At 73.6% G+C, this 16,757-nt stretch carries 10 protein-coding genes and 1 pseudogene; 9 read left to right on the top strand and 2 right to left on the bottom strand.

From position 1 onward, the window contains the following. Nucleotides 1–112 precede the first annotated feature (112 nt). The 6 genes from AB0C76_RS24475 to AB0C76_RS24450 all read left to right on the top strand — a co-directional run bounded on the left by AB0C76_RS24475 (nt 113) and on the right by AB0C76_RS24450 (nt 9,458). A complete protein-coding gene (locus tag AB0C76_RS24475) occupies nt 113–1,969 on the top strand; it encodes an acetolactate synthase large subunit (RefSeq protein ID WP_359969261.1) in 1,857 nt (618 codons plus the stop codon). A gap of 30 nt (nt 1,970–1,999) precedes the next feature. Then, nucleotides 2,000–2,524 (top strand): acetolactate synthase small subunit, encoded by a 525-nt coding sequence (gene ilvN / locus AB0C76_RS24470; RefSeq protein ID WP_238951331.1) that lies wholly within the window; start codon nt 2,000–2,002, stop codon nt 2,522–2,524. Between the two features lie 102 nt (nt 2,525–2,626). Next, nucleotides 2,627–3,625: a ketol-acid reductoisomerase gene (gene ilvC, locus AB0C76_RS24465; RefSeq protein ID WP_359969258.1), complete on the top strand. Its 999-nt coding sequence runs from the start codon at nt 2,627–2,629 to the stop codon at nt 3,623–3,625. A 239-nt stretch (nt 3,626–3,864) separates the two neighbouring features. Beyond that, the gene (gene serA, locus AB0C76_RS24460; RefSeq protein ID WP_359969255.1) at nt 3,865–5,445 is read left to right on the top strand and encodes a phosphoglycerate dehydrogenase; all 1,581 of its coding nucleotides are present in this window, start codon (nt 3,865–3,867) and stop codon (nt 5,443–5,445) included. Between the two features lie 289 nt (nt 5,446–5,734). After that, nucleotides 5,735–5,896 carry a hypothetical protein gene (locus tag AB0C76_RS24455; RefSeq protein WP_359969252.1) on the top strand — a complete coding sequence of 54 codons (162 nt, stop codon included), beginning with the start codon at nt 5,735–5,737 and terminating at the stop codon, nt 5,894–5,896. Between the two features lie 226 nt (nt 5,897–6,122). Further along, nucleotides 6,123–9,458, top strand: coding sequence for a S8 family serine peptidase (locus tag AB0C76_RS24450; RefSeq protein ID WP_359969250.1), 3,336 nt, complete (start codon nt 6,123–6,125; stop codon nt 9,456–9,458). Between the two features lie 60 nt (nt 9,459–9,518). On the opposite strand, the gene AB0C76_RS24445 is transcribed toward AB0C76_RS24450, so the two are convergent. Next, on the bottom strand, nt 9,519–12,005 hold the full coding sequence (locus tag AB0C76_RS24445; RefSeq protein WP_359969247.1) for a YfhO family protein: 2,487 nt from the start codon (nt 12,003–12,005) through the stop codon (nt 9,519–9,521). A 189-nt stretch (nt 12,006–12,194) separates the two neighbouring features. Here AB0C76_RS24445 and AB0C76_RS24440 point away from each other — a divergent pair, with 189 nt between their 5' ends. The 3 genes from AB0C76_RS24440 to cimA all read left to right on the top strand — a co-directional run bounded on the left by AB0C76_RS24440 (nt 12,195) and on the right by cimA (nt 16,595). After that, nucleotides 12,195–13,232, top strand: coding sequence for a 3-isopropylmalate dehydrogenase (locus AB0C76_RS24440; protein WP_359969245.1), 1,038 nt, complete (start codon nt 12,195–12,197; stop codon nt 13,230–13,232). A 259-nt stretch (nt 13,233–13,491) separates the two neighbouring features. Further along, the gene (locus AB0C76_RS24435) at nt 13,492–14,604 is read left to right on the top strand and encodes a branched-chain amino acid aminotransferase (RefSeq protein WP_359969242.1); all 1,113 of its coding nucleotides are present in this window, start codon (nt 13,492–13,494) and stop codon (nt 14,602–14,604) included. Nucleotides 14,605–14,990: 386 nt separating this feature from the next. Next, nucleotides 14,991–16,595 carry a citramalate synthase gene (cimA, locus tag AB0C76_RS24430; protein WP_359969239.1) on the top strand — a complete coding sequence of 535 codons (1,605 nt, stop codon included), beginning with the start codon at nt 14,991–14,993 and terminating at the stop codon, nt 16,593–16,595. Between the two features lie 60 nt (nt 16,596–16,655). Here the strand turns inward: cimA and AB0C76_RS24425 are convergent. Beyond that, nucleotides 16,656–16,757, bottom strand: a pseudogene (locus tag AB0C76_RS24425) (ATP-binding protein); the annotation flags it as partial.

Genomic DNA, 16,757 nt, shown 5'->3' with positions numbered 1-16,757 from the left:
AAAAGCGGGACGATTGAGGCAGAGCCGGCGATCGGCCCGAACCGGGACCCCACCCTCGAAGCACCTGGGGCCCGCACCACCGGGCCGGCAAAACCCGAGAAGAGACAGGCAGATGACCGAGCACGCCGCATCCCCCCGCCGCGGGGACAACCCGGCCGCCCACGCTCCCGCTCCCCAGCACGTCGTCGAGACCATGACCGGCGCCCAGTCGCTCATCCGCTCGCTCGAAGCCGTGGGCGCGGACACCGTGTTCGGCATCCCGGGCGGGGCCATCCTGCCCGCCTACGACCCGCTGATGGACTCGGTCAAGGTGCGCCACATCCTGGTCCGCCACGAGCAGGGCGCCGGGCACGCCGCCACCGGCTACGCCCAGGCCACCGGCAAGGTCGGGGTCTGCATGGCCACCTCGGGCCCGGGTGCCACCAACCTGGTCACCCCGATCGCCGACGCCTACATGGACTCCGTCCCGGTCGTCGCGATCACCGGCCAGGTCGCCTCCAAGGCGATCGGCACCGACGCCTTCCAGGAGGCGGACATCTGCGGCATCACGATGCCGATCACCAAGCACAACTACCTGGTCACCGACCCCGCCGAGATCCCCCGGGTGATCGCCGAGGCGTTCCACATCGCCGCCACCGGCCGCCCCGGCCCGGTCCTGGTCGACATCGCCAAGGACGCCCTCCAGGCCACCACGACCTTCCGCTGGCCGGTCGAGACCTCGCTGCCCGGCTACCGCCCGGTCACCAAGCCGCACGCCAAGCAGATCCGCGAGGCCGCGAAGATGCTGGTGGGCGCCAAGCGCCCGGTGCTCTACGTCGGCGGCGGCGTGATCAAGGCGCAGGCCACCGCCGAGCTGCGGATCCTGGCCGAGCTGACCGGCGCCCCGGTCGTCACCACCCTGATGGCGCTCGGCGCCTTCCCCGACAGCCACCCGCAGCACCTGGGCATGCCCGGCATGCACGGCACCGTCCCGGCCGTCACCGCGCTGCAGAAGGCCGACCTGCTGTTCACCCTCGGTGCACGCTTCGACGACCGCGTCACCGGCAAGCTGGACGGCTTCGCCCCGTACGCCAAGGTCGTCCACGCGGACATCGACCCGGCCGAGATCGGCAAGAACCGCCCGGCCGACGTGCCGATCGTCGGTGACGCCCGCGAGGTGCTGGCCGACCTGATCGTCGCCGTCCAGGCCGAGTTCGACGCCGGCCACAAGGGCGACTACACCGAGTGGTGGCAGAAGCTCGACGAGTGGAAGAAGACCTACCCGCTGGGCTACGAGCCCGCCCCGGCCGGGGAACTCTCGCCGCAGCAGGTCATCGAGCGGATCGGCCAGATCGTCGGCCCGGACGCCATCTACGCCGCGGGCGTCGGGCAGCACCAGATGTGGAGCTCGCAGTTCATCCGCTTCGAGAAGCCGGCCACCTGGCTGAACTCGGGCGGCGCGGGCACCATGGGCTACGCGGTCCCGGCCGCGATGGGCGCCAAGGCGGGCCGTCCGGAGGCCGTGGTCTGGGCGATCGACGGCGACGGCTGCTTCCAGATGACCAACCAGGAGCTGGTCACCTGCGCCCTGAACGGCATCCCGATCAAGGTCGCGGTCATCAACAACGGTTCGCTGGGCATGGTCCGCCAGTGGCAGACGCTGTTCTACAACCAGCGCTACTCCAACACCGTGCTGCACGCCGGCCCCGGCCACGACGGCGTCGAGCCGCCGGAGCAGGGCGGCACCCGGATCCCCGACTTCGTCAAGCTGTCCGAGGCGATGGGCTGCGTCGGCCTGCGCTGCGAGCGCCCCGAGGACCTGGACTCGGTCATCGAGCAGGCGATGGCGATCGACGACCGCCCGGTCGTCATCGACTTCATCGTCCACCAGGACGCCATGGTCTGGCCGATGGTCGCGGCCGGCACCAGCAACGACGAGATCCAGTTCGCCAAGGGCGTCCGCCCCGACTTCGGCGACGACCTCGACTGAAGTCCCCATCCAGAACGACTGAGGAACGACATGTCCAAGCACACCCTCTCCGTCCTGGTCGAGAACAAGCCCGGCGTGCTCGCCCGCATCGCCTCGCTGTTCTCCCGTCGGGGCTTCAACATCGACTCCCTCGCCGTCGGCCCGACCGAGCACCCGGACGTGTCCCGGATGACGATCGTGGTCAACGTCGAGGACCTCCCGCTGGAACAGGTCACCAAGCAGCTCAACAAGCTCGTGAACGTGATAAAGATCGTCGAACTCGACCAGGCCGCTGCGATCCAGCGGGAACTGGTCCTGGTGAAGGTCCGCGCCGACAACGAGACCCGGTCGCAGATCGTCGAGATCGTCCAGCTGTTCCGTGCCAAGACCGTCGACGTGTCGCCCGATGCGGTGACCATCGAGGCCACCGGCAGTTCGGACAAGCTGGAGGCCATGCTCCGGATGCTGGAGCCGTACGGCATCAAGGAACTGGTCCAGTCCGGCCTGGTCGCCATCGGGCGCGGTGCCCGTTCGATCACCGATCGTTCGCTCCGCGCCCTGGACCGCAGCGCGTAACCGGCGTTTCTCACACGCTGAACAAAGACCCCACACCCCGCCGGGTGCGAATACGGTAGGCACCGCGTACCCGGCACCCATGACGCAAGGAGATGTGCCCCCGTGGCCGAGCTGTTCTACGAAGACGACGCCGACCTGTCCATCATCCAGGGCCGCAAGGTCGCGGTCATCGGCTACGGGAGCCAGGGCCACGCCCACGCGCTGTCCCTGCGCGACTCCGGCGCCGACGTCCGCGTCGGCCTCAAGCCCGAGTCCAAGTCCCGTGCCAAGGCCGAGGAGGCCGGCCTGCGCGTGGTCACCCCCGCCGAGGCCGCGGCCGAGGCCGACGTCATCATGATCCTGGTGCCGGACCCGATCCAGGCCGACGTCTACGAGGCGGACATCGCCCCGCACCTGAAGTCCGGCGACGCCCTGTTCTTCGGCCACGGCCTGAACATCCGCTTCGGCTTCATCAAGCCCCCGGCGGACGTCGACGTCTGCATGGTCGCCCCGAAGGGCCCGGGCCACCTGGTCCGCCGCCAGTACGAGGAGGGCCGCGGCGTCCCCGCGATCGTCGCGGTCGAGCAGGACGCGACCGGCAACGCCTTCGCCCTGGCGCTGTCCTACGCCAAGGGCCTGGGCGCCACCAAGGCCGGCGTCATCAAGACCACCTTCACCGAGGAGACCGAGACCGACCTGTTCGGTGAGCAGGCCGTCCTCTGCGGTGGCACCGCCGCCCTGGTGAAGGCCGGGTTCGAGACCCTGGTCGAGGCCGGCTACCAGCCGGAGATCGCCTACTTCGAGTGCCTGCACGAGCTGAAGCTCATCGTCGACCTGATGTACGAGGGCGGCCTGGAGAAGATGCGCTGGTCGGTCTCCGAGACCGCCGAGTGGGGCGACTACGTCACCGGCCCGCGCATCATCACCGACGCCACCAAGGCCGAGATGAAGAAGGTCCTCGCCGAGATCCAGGACGGCACCTTCGCCAACACCTGGATCGCCGAGTACAAGGCCGGTCTGCCCAAGTACAACGAGTACAAGAAGGCCGACGAGGACCACCTGCTGGAGACCACCGGCAAGAAGCTGCGCTCGCTGATGAGCTGGGTCGACGAGAAGGCCTGACCCGTCCCGTCCGCTCGTGCCCCCTACCCTGATCCCGCGGGGGGCTTGTACAAGTAGGCTGCTCCCGTCCGGGTGATTTCGCCGGACGGGAGCAGCCCCGTACTCCGCCCGTCGATACACTTCCGAGTGCGCGTCAGGCCCACAGCGTCGTGCGTCTACCTACGCGGCATGCCACCTTCCCCAGCCCTCACACGCCACCTTCGTGCGCCGGGGAACCGGACAGTTAAGGACACACTGTCGTGAGCAAATCCGTCGTTCTGATCGCCGAAGAGCTGTCGCCCGCCACCGTCGACGCCCTCGGTCCCGACTTCGAGATCCGCCACTGCAACGGTGCCGACCGCACCGAACTGCTCACCGCGATCGCCGACGTCGACGCGATCCTGATCCGCTCGGCGACGAAGGTCGACGCCGAGGCGCTGGCCGCCGCCCGCAAGCTGAAGGTCGTCGCCCGGGCCGGCGTCGGCCTCGACAACGTGGACGTCTCCGCCGCCACCAAGGCCGGCGTGATGGTCGTCAACGCGCCGACCTCCAACATCGTCACCGCCGCCGAGCTCGCCTGCGGCCTGCTGATCTCCGTCGCCCGCAACATCGCGCCGGCCAACGCCGCGCTCAAGCAGGGCGAGTGGAAGCGCAACAAGTACACCGGCGTCGAGCTGAGCGAGAAGGTCCTCGGCGTCGTCGGCCTCGGTCGGATCGGCGTCCTGGTCGCGCAGCGGATGTCCGCGTTCGGCATGAAGATCGTCGCGTACGACCCCTACATCCAGGCCGCCCGCGCCGCGCAGATGGGCGTCAAGCTGGTCTCGCTCGAAGAGCTGCTGGAGGTCTCGGACTTCATCACCGTCCACCTCCCGAAGACCCCCGAGACGATCGGCCTGATCGGCGACGAGGCGCTGCACAAGGTCAAGCCGACCGTGCGCATCGTCAACGCCGCCCGCGGCGGCATCGTCGACGAGGAGGCGCTCGCGAGCGCCCTGCGCGACGGCCGGGTCGCCGGCGCCGGCCTCGACGTGTACGCCAAGGAGCCGTGCACCGACTCCCCGCTGTTCGCCTTCGACAACGTGGTCGCAACCCCGCACCTCGGCGCCTCCACCGACGAGGCGCAGGAGAAGGCCGGCATCGCCGTCGCCAGGTCGGTGCGCCTCGCGCTGGCCGGCGAGCTGGTACCGGACGCCGTCAACGTCCAGGGCGGCGTGATCGCCGAGGACGTGCGCCCGGGCCTTCCGCTCGCGGAGAAGCTCGGCCGGATCTTCACCGCGCTGGCCGGCGAGGTCGCCGTCCGGCTCGACGTCGAGGTCCGCGGCGAGATCACCCAGCACGACGTCAAGGTGCTCGAACTGTCCGCGCTGAAGGGCGTGTTCGAGGACGTCGTGGCGGAGACGGTGTCCTACGTCAACGCCCCGCTGTTCGCTCAGGAGCGCGGTGTCGAGGTGCGCCTGACCACCTCCAGCGAGAGCCCCGAGCACCGCAACGTCATCACGGTCCGCGGCACGCTCGCCGACGGCGAGGAGATCGCCATCTCCGGCACGCTGGCCGGCCCGAAGCAGACCCAGAAGATCGTCGGCGTGGACGCCTTCGACGTGGACGTCGCGCTCACCGACCACATGGCCTTCTTCAAGTACGAGGACCGTCCGGGCGTCGTCGGCGTCCTCGGCAAGCACCTCGGCGACGCCGGCATCAACATCGCCGGCATGCAGGTCGCGCGGGACGGCGGCGGCGCGCTCGCGTCCCTCACCGTCGACAGCGAGATCCCGCAGGACGTGCTGTCGGCGATCGCCGCCGAGATCGGCGCCCGCTTCGCGCGGTCGGTCGACCTGGGCTGACCCTCCCGAGGCTCCGCACCGGGCCCGGACCTCCGTTTCGACGGCGGTCCGGGCCCGTTCGCGTGCGTCCGGGTGACTCCCGTCTCATATACTAGGAAATCCAAGTATTCGTGCAGACACGGCCGGGCCGGGGTCGTACGGTGGAAGCGCCATACGGTGTGCCGCCCCTGTAGCCAGGGCGCGCGGCCCGTGTGTGCGTGCGCCTTCACGGGCAGGCGATCCCTGCCTCTGCGCGTACCCCTCCCCTCACCAAGTCGTGCTTCTGCGCGCCGCTTCCAAGGAGTCCGGTATGCCTTCCACCGCCGACCGCCACGTCTCTGCCGCCCCCGCCGCCACCCCCGTCCGCGCCCCGCGCCGCCGCCGGGCCGCCGAGCGGAACTCCTTCGCCGCCGCCGCGCTGCAGCGCTCGCTGGACCGTCGTGACAACGGCGGCGTGACCGGCCACCGCTGACCGGCGGGGCCGTCCGGGCGTTCATCCGCCAAATGGGCCGGACGGCCTGACGGACGGTCACCCCGGAGAGTGCACCTTGCCTCCGTCCGGGGGACGGTGCTCGCACCGGCCGGCGCGATCATCCTAATTTGGGGCCCCCGGAAGGGTGATCGACGCCCGCGCGGGCGGGCGTCAGCGACCTCCTCGGTGTGCGGATCCGTCCCCCTTGCCGGGGGAGAGGGCCCACGTGCGTCTGCCAACCGTCCGCCGTTCGCTCGCCCGGATCGGCGTCACCCTGACCCTGCTGGTCGGCCCGGCCGCGCTCGCCGCCGCGCCGGCCGGCGGCAGTCCGCCGACGGACCCGCCCGGGTCCGACCGCGCGGCGTCCGTCCTGCTCGAACTCGGCACCGAGGCGGCCGGCCCCGCCTGGCGGCGCGCCGCCGACGATTCCCGGCGGGCCCGGCGCTCCCCCGAGGAGGTCCGCCGGGCGGCCGCCCGGGCCGGCGCCGACCAGCGGGCCAGGGCCGGCGACGCGCTGGACCGGGCCGCCGCGGCCGTCCACCGGGCCGTTCCCGCCGCCCGCGAGCTGTACCGCACCCGCACCCTGCTCACCGGCCTCGCCGTCACCGCGCCCGCCGACCGGCTGGCCGCGCTGCGGGCCCTGCCCGGCGTCCGGGCCGTCCACCCGATCGTCCGCAAGCAGCGCGACAACGCGTACTCCGTCCCGCTGACCGGCGCCCCGCAGGTGTGGGAGGGCGCCGCGGGCGACGGCAACACCGGCAAGGGCGTGCGGATCGGCGTCATCGACAGCGGCATCGACTACACCCACGCGGACTTCGGCGGCCCCGGCACCGAGGCCGCCTACCGGTCGGTCGAGCGGGGCAAGCCCGCCCCGGCCGCGCTGTTCCCCACCGCCAAGGTGATCGGCGGCAAGGACCTGGTCGGCGACGACTACGACCCGGACCCGTCCTCCCCGCACCACCAGCCGGTGCCGCACCCCAGCGACAACCCCATCGACTGCGACCGCAACGGCCACGGCACCCACGTGGCCGGCACCGCGGCCGGCCTCGGCGTGACCGCCGACGGCCGCACCTACACCGGGCCCTACCGGGCCGGCCTCGACCCGGCCGGCTTCAAGATCGGCCCGGGGGCGGCCCCCGGCGCGCAGCTGTACGCGATCCGGGTGTTCGGCTGCGAGGGCTCCACCGACCGCCTCGCCCAGGCCCTGGACCTCGCCGCCGACCCCAACGGCGACGGCGACCTCGGCGACCGGCTGGACGTCGTCAACCTCTCCCTCGGCAGCCGCTTCGGCAGCCCCGACGACGCCGACGCGGTGGCCGTCGACCACCTGGCCGCGCTCGGCACCGTCGTGGTCGCCGCCGCCGGCAACGAGGGGGACGTCTACGGCATCAGCGGCAGCCCCGGCACCGCCGCCCGGGCCATCGCCGTGGCCGCCTCCGTGCACGGGCACGCCGACACCGACGGCATCACCGTGCTCGCCCCCGCCGACCTCGCCGGCGCCGTCCCCGCCCACTGGAGCGAGCGTTACCAGGGCTGGTCCACCGCCGACGTGCACGGCCGACTCGCCCTGCCCGTCGACCAGTCCGACGGCTGCGCCGCGTTCAGCGCGACCGACCGGCAGCGGCTCGCGGGCAAGGTCGCGCTGCTGGCCTGGGCCAGCCGCGAGTCCGAACGGGCCTGCAACTCCGGCCCGCGCGCCGACCACGCCGCCGACGCGGGCGCGATCGGCGCCCTCTACGCCGCCGACACCGACCACCTGCCCGAGATCGCCGGCAACGACCGCATCCCCGTCGCCCTGCTGGCCCGCGCCGACGGCGAGCGCCTCCGGCAGGCCGCCGCGGCCGGCGGGGCCGAGGTCCGGCTGGCCGCCCCCGGCAACCCGCTGCACGGCTCGGTCTCCCAGCTCCAGCCCGAACGGGCCGACACCCTCACCGACTTCACCTCGCGCGGCATCGGCCTGCCCGGTGTCGTCAAGCCCGACCTCGCCGCCCCCGGCGAGAGCATCTGGTCCGCCCTCGCCGGCAGCGGCAGCGGCGGCCAGCGCGAGGACGGCACCTCGATGGCCACGCCGCACGTGGCCGGGCTCGCCGCCCTCGTCCGCGCCGCCCACCCGGACTGGCCGGTCGAGGAGGTCAAGGCGGCGCTGATGAACACCTCCGTCGACACCCGTCTCGACGCGGACCGCGGCAGCCCGGTCTACGGCCCCGAGCGCACCGGCGCCGGCCGGGCCGCGGTCGACCGGGCCGTGCGCACCCCGGCCGTCGCCTACGCCTCCGGGGAGGGCGCGGTCGAGGGCTCCGTCGGCGTCTCCTTCGGTCCGGTCGAGGTCGGCGGCCCGACGGCGCTGCGGCGCGAGATCGAGGTGCGCAACCACTCGGCGGCGCCGCTGAGCTACCGCACCGGGTACGCGGCGGCCACCGAACTGCCCGGCGCGCACTACGAGGTGGCGCCGGAGCGGGTCGACGTCCCGGCGGGCGGCACCGCGCACGTCCGGGTGACGCTCAGCGTCCCCGGGGAGCTGGGACGCGCACCGGACCCGACCCTCGACGCCGTGCAGGGCGGCAAGGCGCGCTCCTACCGGGGCGAGCTGTCCGGACGCGTCCTGCTCAGCCCCGTCACCGACCCGGCCCTGCCCGAGCTGAGGGTCCCGGTGTTCGCGGCCCCGCGGCCCGCCACCGGACTCACCGCCTCCGCCCCGGTACGCACCGCCCGGGACGGCACCCTGCTGGTGCTCGGCGGCAGCAGCGCCCCCGGGGACCGGCCGGGACTCGTCAGCGCCTTCGCCCTCGGCGGAGAGGGCGCCCGCTGGGCCGACTGCCCGCCCGGCGGCGGCGCCGAGCTGCGGCCCGGCTCGGGCATCGTGCCCGAGAAGCCGGGCGGGGACGCCCCGGCGCCGGAGGACGTGTGCGTCGAACACCCCGGCGACCGGGCGGCGAACCTGCGGGCCGTCGGCGCCGCCGCGGACTCCGGGACGCTCTACTTCGGCGCCCGGCTCTGGGCTCCCGCCACGACACCCGTCGGCCTCTACGGGGTCCGGGTCTCGCTGGACACCGACGGGGACGGCGTCGCCGACGTGATCGTGAAGGCCGACCGGCAGCGCGGCAGCGACGTGCTGGTCGCCCGCGCGCTCGACGCCCGCACCGGCGCCGAACTGGACGTCCAGCCGCTCAACGCCCGCTGGGGCGACGTCGACACCGCCCTGCTGGACAGCGAGGTGCTGGTCCTGCCGGTGCGGATCGCCGCCCTCCCCGGGGTGGGGGAGGGCCACGGCGTCGTGCGGTACGGCGTGTGGACCGGCCCGGCCGTCCAGGGCAAGCCGGACCCGGCCGACGCCTTCGGGTCGATCGGCCTGCGGGGCGTGCGGCCGACCGTCGCGGTCGACGTGCTCCACCCGGCCGTCACGGTCCGGGCCGGGCTCGCCGGACCGGCCGCCATCGCGGCCCCGGCGCAGCCCGGCACCGTCCTCGACGTCCACCGGGCGGCGGGCGACACGTCCTCGGTCCTGCTGCTCCACCACTTCAACCCGGGTGCCCGGCGGGCGGAGGTGGTCGCGCTTCCCTGACCCCCGGGCGCAGCGAGGGGCGGCCCGCACGACGCGCGCGGGCCGCCCCTCCGCGTGTCGTCAGCCCGCCTGCGCCGCACGGGCCTCCCGGCGGCGGACGCGGCGCGGGGTGTGCGGCGGGCGGCGGCGGGAGAGGCGGGTGAAGACGGCGACCAGGGCGAGGGCCGCCGTGGTCGCGGACGTGACGACCAGGCCCTCGGTGAGGCCGGGCGGCCGGAACGCGCAGGTGACGCGGTCCGCCCCGGCGTCCAGCGGGACGCCGATCATGCCCAGGACCGGCGTGGGCACCGTGGACCGGCCGCCGCCGGCCGCGCAGGTCCAGCCCTCGGTGGCCGGGACGGACAGCAGTGCCGTGCCCGTCGAGCCGGCCGGGAGGACGGCGGTGAGCGTGTGGCCGGCGGCCGTCACCCGGGTCGCTCCGGTCGCCGTCAGCCGGGCCACGGCCGCCTCCAGGGCGCCCGGCCGCAGGCAGCCGATCGGGCGGGCCGGGACCTGGCTCACCCCGTCGGACCGCAGCGCCACCCGGACCAGCCCGTCGGCCGGGACCGGCCCCAGCCGGTGGACCGGGACGGCGGTGGTCGGCTGGTCGCCGTCGCTGCGGTAGGTGGTGCCGAGGCCGCTGACCGTGCCCCGGTACCAGACGCCGTGGAAGAACGCCGTCCCGCCGGGCGTGCACGCCGCCGTGAACTCCGTCGCCGCGCCGCCGCCCGGCAGCGACCAGCCGCTGCTGCCGTGCAGCGTCGGCGCGGGGCCGCCCGCCGGGACGGGCACCGGCGCGTCGTACACCGGGCCGCCGAGCAGCGACTCCTGCCGCGACCACACCGAGGTGGTGTCCACCCGGTGGCCCGCCGGCAGCACGGTGACCAGCGGCGGCGCGGCGGCCCGGCCGGGGGCGAAGCCGTCCGGCGGGGGGCCGTCGTCCAGGTGGGCGCGGACCGCGAACAGCGCCTGCCCGACCGGGTCGGTGACGCTGGCGGTGCTCCGCCCGCCCGCCGTCCAGCCCGCGCCGAGGTCGTGCAGGAGCAGGGCGGCGGCGGTCGGCAGGTAGCCACTGAAGTACCCGCCGCCCTGGCCGTCGAGGAGCAGCGGGTCGTTGGGGGTGAAGGCGTGCGGGCCCGGGTCGCTGCGCCCGCCGGGCCAGTCCTCGGCCCGGCGGACCGCCGCGTGGGCGGCCCGCACCGCCGCGCCGGAGGCCGTCCCCTCCGGTCCGGGGGCCAGTGCCGCGTAGCCGGACCAGACGGCGTTGCCGAGCACGGCGCCGCCCAGCACCCAGGTGAGGGCGGCGCCGGCCCGCCGGTCCGCGTGCCACCGCTCCAACGCCCACAGCGCGGCGAGCAGCACTGCCCCGCCGACCGCCAGCAGCACCCAGGTGGACGGCCGCACGGAGTGCCGGCCCGCCGCCAGCCCGGCGATCACCGCGACCACGGCGGCCCCGGCGAGCAGCGTGGGGAGATCCGGCCGGTGCGCCAGCGACACCCAGGCGGCCAGCACCAGCAGCCCGCTCAGAGCGAACGCCGCCCGGTACGGCCCGCCGGCCGGGATCGCCAGGCCGTGCCAGACCAACACCGTCGGCGTCCAGACGAAGCTCAGCACCACCAGCGCCAGCGCGCCGCACCACACCGCCCGCTCGCGCACCCGCACCCGCCGGTTGAACGGCAGCCCGCACACCAGCAGCAGTCCGAACAGGCCGATGGCGACGTCCGGCAGCGGGGCGCTGCCGTGCGTGCCGGGCAGCAGCCGGGCGAGGTGCCCGCCGAAGCCGTCCGGACCGAGCGGCTCCACCGGCGACTCCGGCTGGGCGGCGCGGGCGGCCCGGACGGCGACGAACAGGACGGGGGAGGCGAGCAGGACCCCGGCGACGGCCATCGTGACGGCCCGGCCGGTGGTGCGGACGCGGTGGCGGAACGTCCGGGGGGTCGCCAGCAGCCGTACGGCGAGGACGAGTCCGGCGGTGATGGTGGCCATCGCGGCGGTGTACAGGTTGCCGGCCCAGGCGAACGCGACGCACAGTGAGCCGAGCACCCAGCGGCGTTCGTGCAGGCACCAGTCGCCGGCCAGGCACAGCAGCGGGAGCGAGACCAGGCCCCACAGCCAGTGCGGCGCCGATCCGCCGACGGCCAGCACCCAGGCGCAGAGCCCGTACCCGACGGCGGTGAGCGCGCGCAGCCGGCGCGGGCCCGGGTGCAGGCGGCCGAGGACGTGCGTCATCAGGGCGGTGCCGAGGCCGATGCTCGCGAGGGTGACGAGGAAGACCGCGAGGTGGCCCCAGGCGCGGGGGAGGAGTGCCGCGGGCCAGGAGAACGGGTTCATCAGGTAGGCGAAGAAGTCGGCGAGGAACGGCACCCCGTACCCGCTGTTCCAGTTGAACAGGAGGTCCCCGGCGGCCCGCCCGTGCACGAGGTCCCACAGGTGGGTGTGGAACGGCACCGCGAGGTCGTCCGCCCCGGGCGGCCAGCCCCCGCGCATCCCCGCCGCCAGCGCGTACCCACCCACGGCCAGCCCGGCCGCCCCCGCACAGACCCCGCCCTCCCGCCGCCACTCGCCCATCTGCGCCGTACCCCGTTCCGCGAGGACTCCCGATCCTCGCCACACTAAGCGCGCCCCCGGCGCGTCCTGGGGCACCCGCGCCCCCTCGAACGGGTGGCGTGGCGCCGCGGCAGGCCCGCCGTCACCCGTACGCGTCCGAATCGTGGACACGAGGTGTCAGTCCCTGGGACACCGGAGTAGGGTCCGAGCATGTCTCGCACGATTCGTCTCGCAGTTGTTCCCGGTGACGGCATCGGCCAGGAAGTCGTGGCCGAAGGGCTCAAGGTCCTCAAGGCCGTGCTTCCCGCCGAGGTGAAGCTGGAGACCACCGAGTACGACCTCGGGGCCCGGCGCTACCACCGGACCGGGGAGACGCTGCCGGACGGCGTGCTGGCCGAACTGAAGGGCCACGACGCGATCCTGCTCGGTGCCATCGGAGACCCGAGCGTGCCGTCGGGCGTGCTGGAGCGGGGGCTGCTGCTGAAGCTGCGGTTCGCCTTCGACCACCACATCAACCTGCGGCCGGGCCGGCTGTTCCCGGGCGTCGCGTCGCCGCTGGCCGGGCAGCCCGAGATCGACTTCGTGGTCGTCCGCGAGGGCACCGAGGGCCCGTACGTCGGCAACGGCGGCTCGCTGCGCACCGGCACCGAGCACGAGGTGGCCACCGAGGTCAGCCTGAACACCGCCTTCGGCATCGAGCGCGTGGTGCGCGACGCCTACCGGCGGGCGCAGGCGCGGCCGCGCAAGAAGCTCACCCTGGTCCACAAGAACAACGTGCTGGTGCACGCCGGCCACCTGTGGACGCGGATCTTCGCCGAGGTCGGCGAGGAGTTCCCCGAGGTCACCACCGACTACCTGCACGTCGACGCGGCGACCATCTTCTTCGTCACCCAGCCGGAGCGCTTCGACGTCATCGTCACCGACAACCTGTTCGGCGACATCCTGACCGACCTGGCCGCCGCCGTGACCGGCGGGATCGGCCTGGCGGCGAGCGGCAACATCAACCCGGGCGGGGAGTTCCCGTCGATGTTCGAGCCGGTGCACGGCTCCGCGCCGGACATCGCGGGCCAGGGCAAGGCCGACCCGACGGCCACCGTGCTGTCGGTCGCCATGCTGCTGGACCACCTGGGCCTGGCCGCCGAGGCCGCCCGGGTCGAGGCCGCGGTCGCCGCGGACCTGGCCGAGCGCTCGGGCACCCGCAGCACCTCCCAGGTCGGCGACGCGCTCGCCGCCCGAGTATCCGGCTGAGGGGGCCGGATCCGACCAGCGGAGTTCCGGCCGAGAACGGGCCGCAACCCCCACAAGGGACTCCGGCCGCGGGGCCGGAGCACATAACCGCAGCTTGCAGCTTCCCAAGCGACAGGCGACTGTTCGGCACGGCCCTCTGGATGCGAGTATCGACAGTGGGCCGTGCCGTTGTGCGTACGTTCGGGCGTTCATCCGCCCGCAGCGACGCTCAGCCGGCGGTGGCGGCCCGAACCAACCCCACGGTGAAGGACACACAGCCATGAGCACGCCCACCCAGGCGCCCATCACGTTCGACCTCAAGCCCTCCGCCAACCCGCTGTCCGACGCGGAGCGCGAGGCACGGCTGACCAACCCCGGGTTCGGTCGCGTCTTCACCGACCACATGGTCACCGTCCGCTGGACCGAGGGCCGGGGCTGGCACGACGCCCAGCTGGCGCCGTACGCGCCGCTGGAGATCGACCCGGCGAACATGACCCTGCACTACGGCCAGGCGATCTTCGAGGGCCTGAAGGCCTACCGCCAGGCCGACGGTTCGATCTCCACCTTCCGTCCGGAGGCCAACGCCGCCCGCTTCCAGGCCTCGGCCCGCCGCCTGGCCATGCCGGAGCTGCCGGTCGAGACCTTCGTCGAGGCCGTCGAGCTGCTGGTCCAGCAGGAGCAGGCCTGGGTGCCGAACGAGCCCGAGCAGAGCCTGTACCTGCGGCCGTTCATGTTCGCCACCGAGGTCGGCCTGGGCGTCCGCCCGGCGAACTCCTACCTGTTCATGATCATCGCCTCGCCGGCCGGCGCGTACTTCCCGGGCGGCGTCAAGCCGGTCTCGGTCTGGCTGTCCAAGGAGTACGTCCGGGCCGCGCCCGGCGGCACCGGCGCCGCCAAGTGCGCCGGCAACTACGCCGCGTCGCTGGTCGCCCAGGCCCAGGCCGCCGAGAAGGGCTGCGACCAGGTGGTCTGGCTCGACGCCGCCGAGCACCGGTGGGTCGAGGAGATGGGCGGCATGAACCTCTACTTCGTCTTCGGCGAGGGCGAGGACGCGAAGATCGTGACGCCGGAGCTGTCCGGCGCCCTGCTGCCCGGCATCACCCGCGACTCGCTGCTGACCCTGGCCGGCGACCTCGGCTACGCCGTCGAGGAGCGGAAGATCTCCACCGACGAGTGGCAGCAGGCCAACGCCGACGGCACCCTGACCGAGGTCTTCGCGTGCGGCACCGCCGCCGTCATCACCCCGGTCGGCTCGGTCAAGTCCGCCGCCGCCGACTGGACCGTCGGCACCGGCGAGCCCGGCCCGGTCACCATGGAGCTGCGCAAGGCCCTGCTCGCCATCCAGGGCGGCCAGAGCCCCGACACCCACGGCTGGCTGCACAAGATCGTCTGATTTCCGCGGCCGTCCCGCCGCCTCCGGCCTGCACCGTTTCGCATCGCGAGACGTGCGGGCCGGACCGCGGAGGGTGTGCCAGACTGCCAGCGTGTCCTCGCTGTCGCTGATTATTAGCAGCAGGCGCGCCGGTCCGCAGTGACCGCTCCCGCAGGACCCGATGCGGAGCGACCACCAGCGTCCAGACCCGCGCGCAGACCTCTCGCACCCGCGAGGGGTCTTTTCGCTTTTCGGGCAACGCCCCTTGAGCACAGCCCCGGACCGGCCGAGAGCCCCCACGAAGGGCTCGGGGACACCGGGGCCGCGCGCGGGATGCTGGACAGTGGAGCCGGGACGACAAACCGGCAGAGCAGTACGAAACCTCCCCGAACGGAGAACCAGGGGTCATGACCGAGGTCAGCCGTACCGACGACAGCTTCCACGTGTTCGACACCACCCTGCGCGACGGCGCGCAGCGGGAGGGCATCAACCTCACGGTGGCCGACAAGCTGGCCATTGCCCGGCACCTGGACGACTTCGGGGTGGGGTTCATCGAGGGCGGCTGGCCCGGGGCCAACCCGCGCGACACGGAGTTCTTCGCCCGCGCCGCCGCCGAGCTCACGCTCGAACACGCCCAGCTGGTCGCCTTCGGCGCCACCCGCCGGGCGGGCGGCCGGGCCGCCGACGACCCGCAGCTGGCCGCGCTCGTCACCTCCGGCGCCCCCGTCGTCACCCTGGTCGCGAAGGCGCACGACCGGCACGTCGAACTGGCCCTGCGCACCACCCTGGACGAGAACCTGGAGATGATCCGGGACAGCGTCGAGTACCTGCGGGCCGCGGACCGCCGGGTGTTCATCGACTGCGAGCACTTCTTCGACGGCTACCGGGCCAACCGCGACTACGCGCTCGACGTCGTCCGCACCGCGCACCGCGCGGGGGCCGACGTCGTCGTGCTGTGCGACACCAACGGCGGCATGCTGCCGGCCGGCGTGCGCGACATCGTCGCCGACGTGATCGCCTCGACCGGCGCCCGGGTCGGCATCCACGCCCAGGACGACACCGGGTGCGCCGTCGCCAACACCCTGGCCGCGGTGGACGCCGGCGCCACCCACGTGCAGTGCACCGCGAACGGCTACGGCGAGCGGGTCGGCAACGCCAACCTGTTCCCGGTGGTGGGCGCGCTGGAGATCAAGTACGACCGCAGGGTGCTGCCCGCGGGCCGGCTCGCCGAGATGACCCGGATCTCGCACGCCATCGCCGAGCTGGTGAACCTGACCCCCTCCACCCACCAGCCGTACGTCGGCTACTCCGCCTTCGCGCACAAGGCCGGGCTGCACGCCTCCGCGATCAAGGTGGACCCGGACCTGTACCAGCACATCGACCCCGAGCTGGTCGGCAACACCATGCGGATGCTGGTCTCCGACATGGCCGGCCGGGCCTCGGTCGAGCTCAAGGGCAAGGAGCTCGGCTACGACCTCTCCACCGACCGCGACCTGGCCGGCCGGGTGGTCGCCAGGGTCAAGGAGCAGGAGAACCTCGGCTACACGTACGAGTCCGCGGACGCCTCCTTCGAGCTGCTGCTGCGCGACGAGGTGCGCGGCAGCCGGGAGCGCTTCTACACGCTGGAGTCCTGGCGCACCATCAGCGAGCAGGGCCCGAACGGCTTCACGGGCAACGAGGCGACGGTCAAGCTGTGGGCCAAGGGCGTGCGCCGGATCGCCACCGGTGAGGGCAACGGCCCGGTCGACGCGCTGGACAAGGCCCTGCGCACGGCGCTCGAAGGCATCCACCCGCAGCTGGCCAAGCTGGAACTGGTCGACTACAAGGTCCGCATCCTGGAGGGCCAGCACGGCACCGGCTCCAAGACCCGGGTGCTGATCGAGTCCACCGACGGCACGTCGACGTGGTCCACCGTCGGCGTGGCCGACAACGTCGTCGCCGCCTCCTGGCTGGCGCTGGAGGACGCGTACACCTACGGCCTGATCCGGGCGGGCGTGGAGCCCACCGAGTGACCATCCGTCAACCCGCCCGTGGCCCGTGGAGGTTCGATCCGCGGGCCACGGGCGCGTCCGCTACCGCAGCCGGGCGAGGAGGGCGTGTTCGACGAGGGTGATGAGGGCGCTCTTGGCGCTGTCGCGGCGGCGGGCGTCGAGGGTGATGACGGGGGTGTCGGC

The organism is Kitasatospora sp. NPDC048722 (assembly GCF_040650235.1).
GTDB lineage: Bacteria > Actinomycetota > Actinomycetes > Streptomycetales > Streptomycetaceae > Kitasatospora.
Note: the sequence above shows the minus strand (reverse complement) of the source record. Positions and strands in the feature narration are given on the sequence as shown.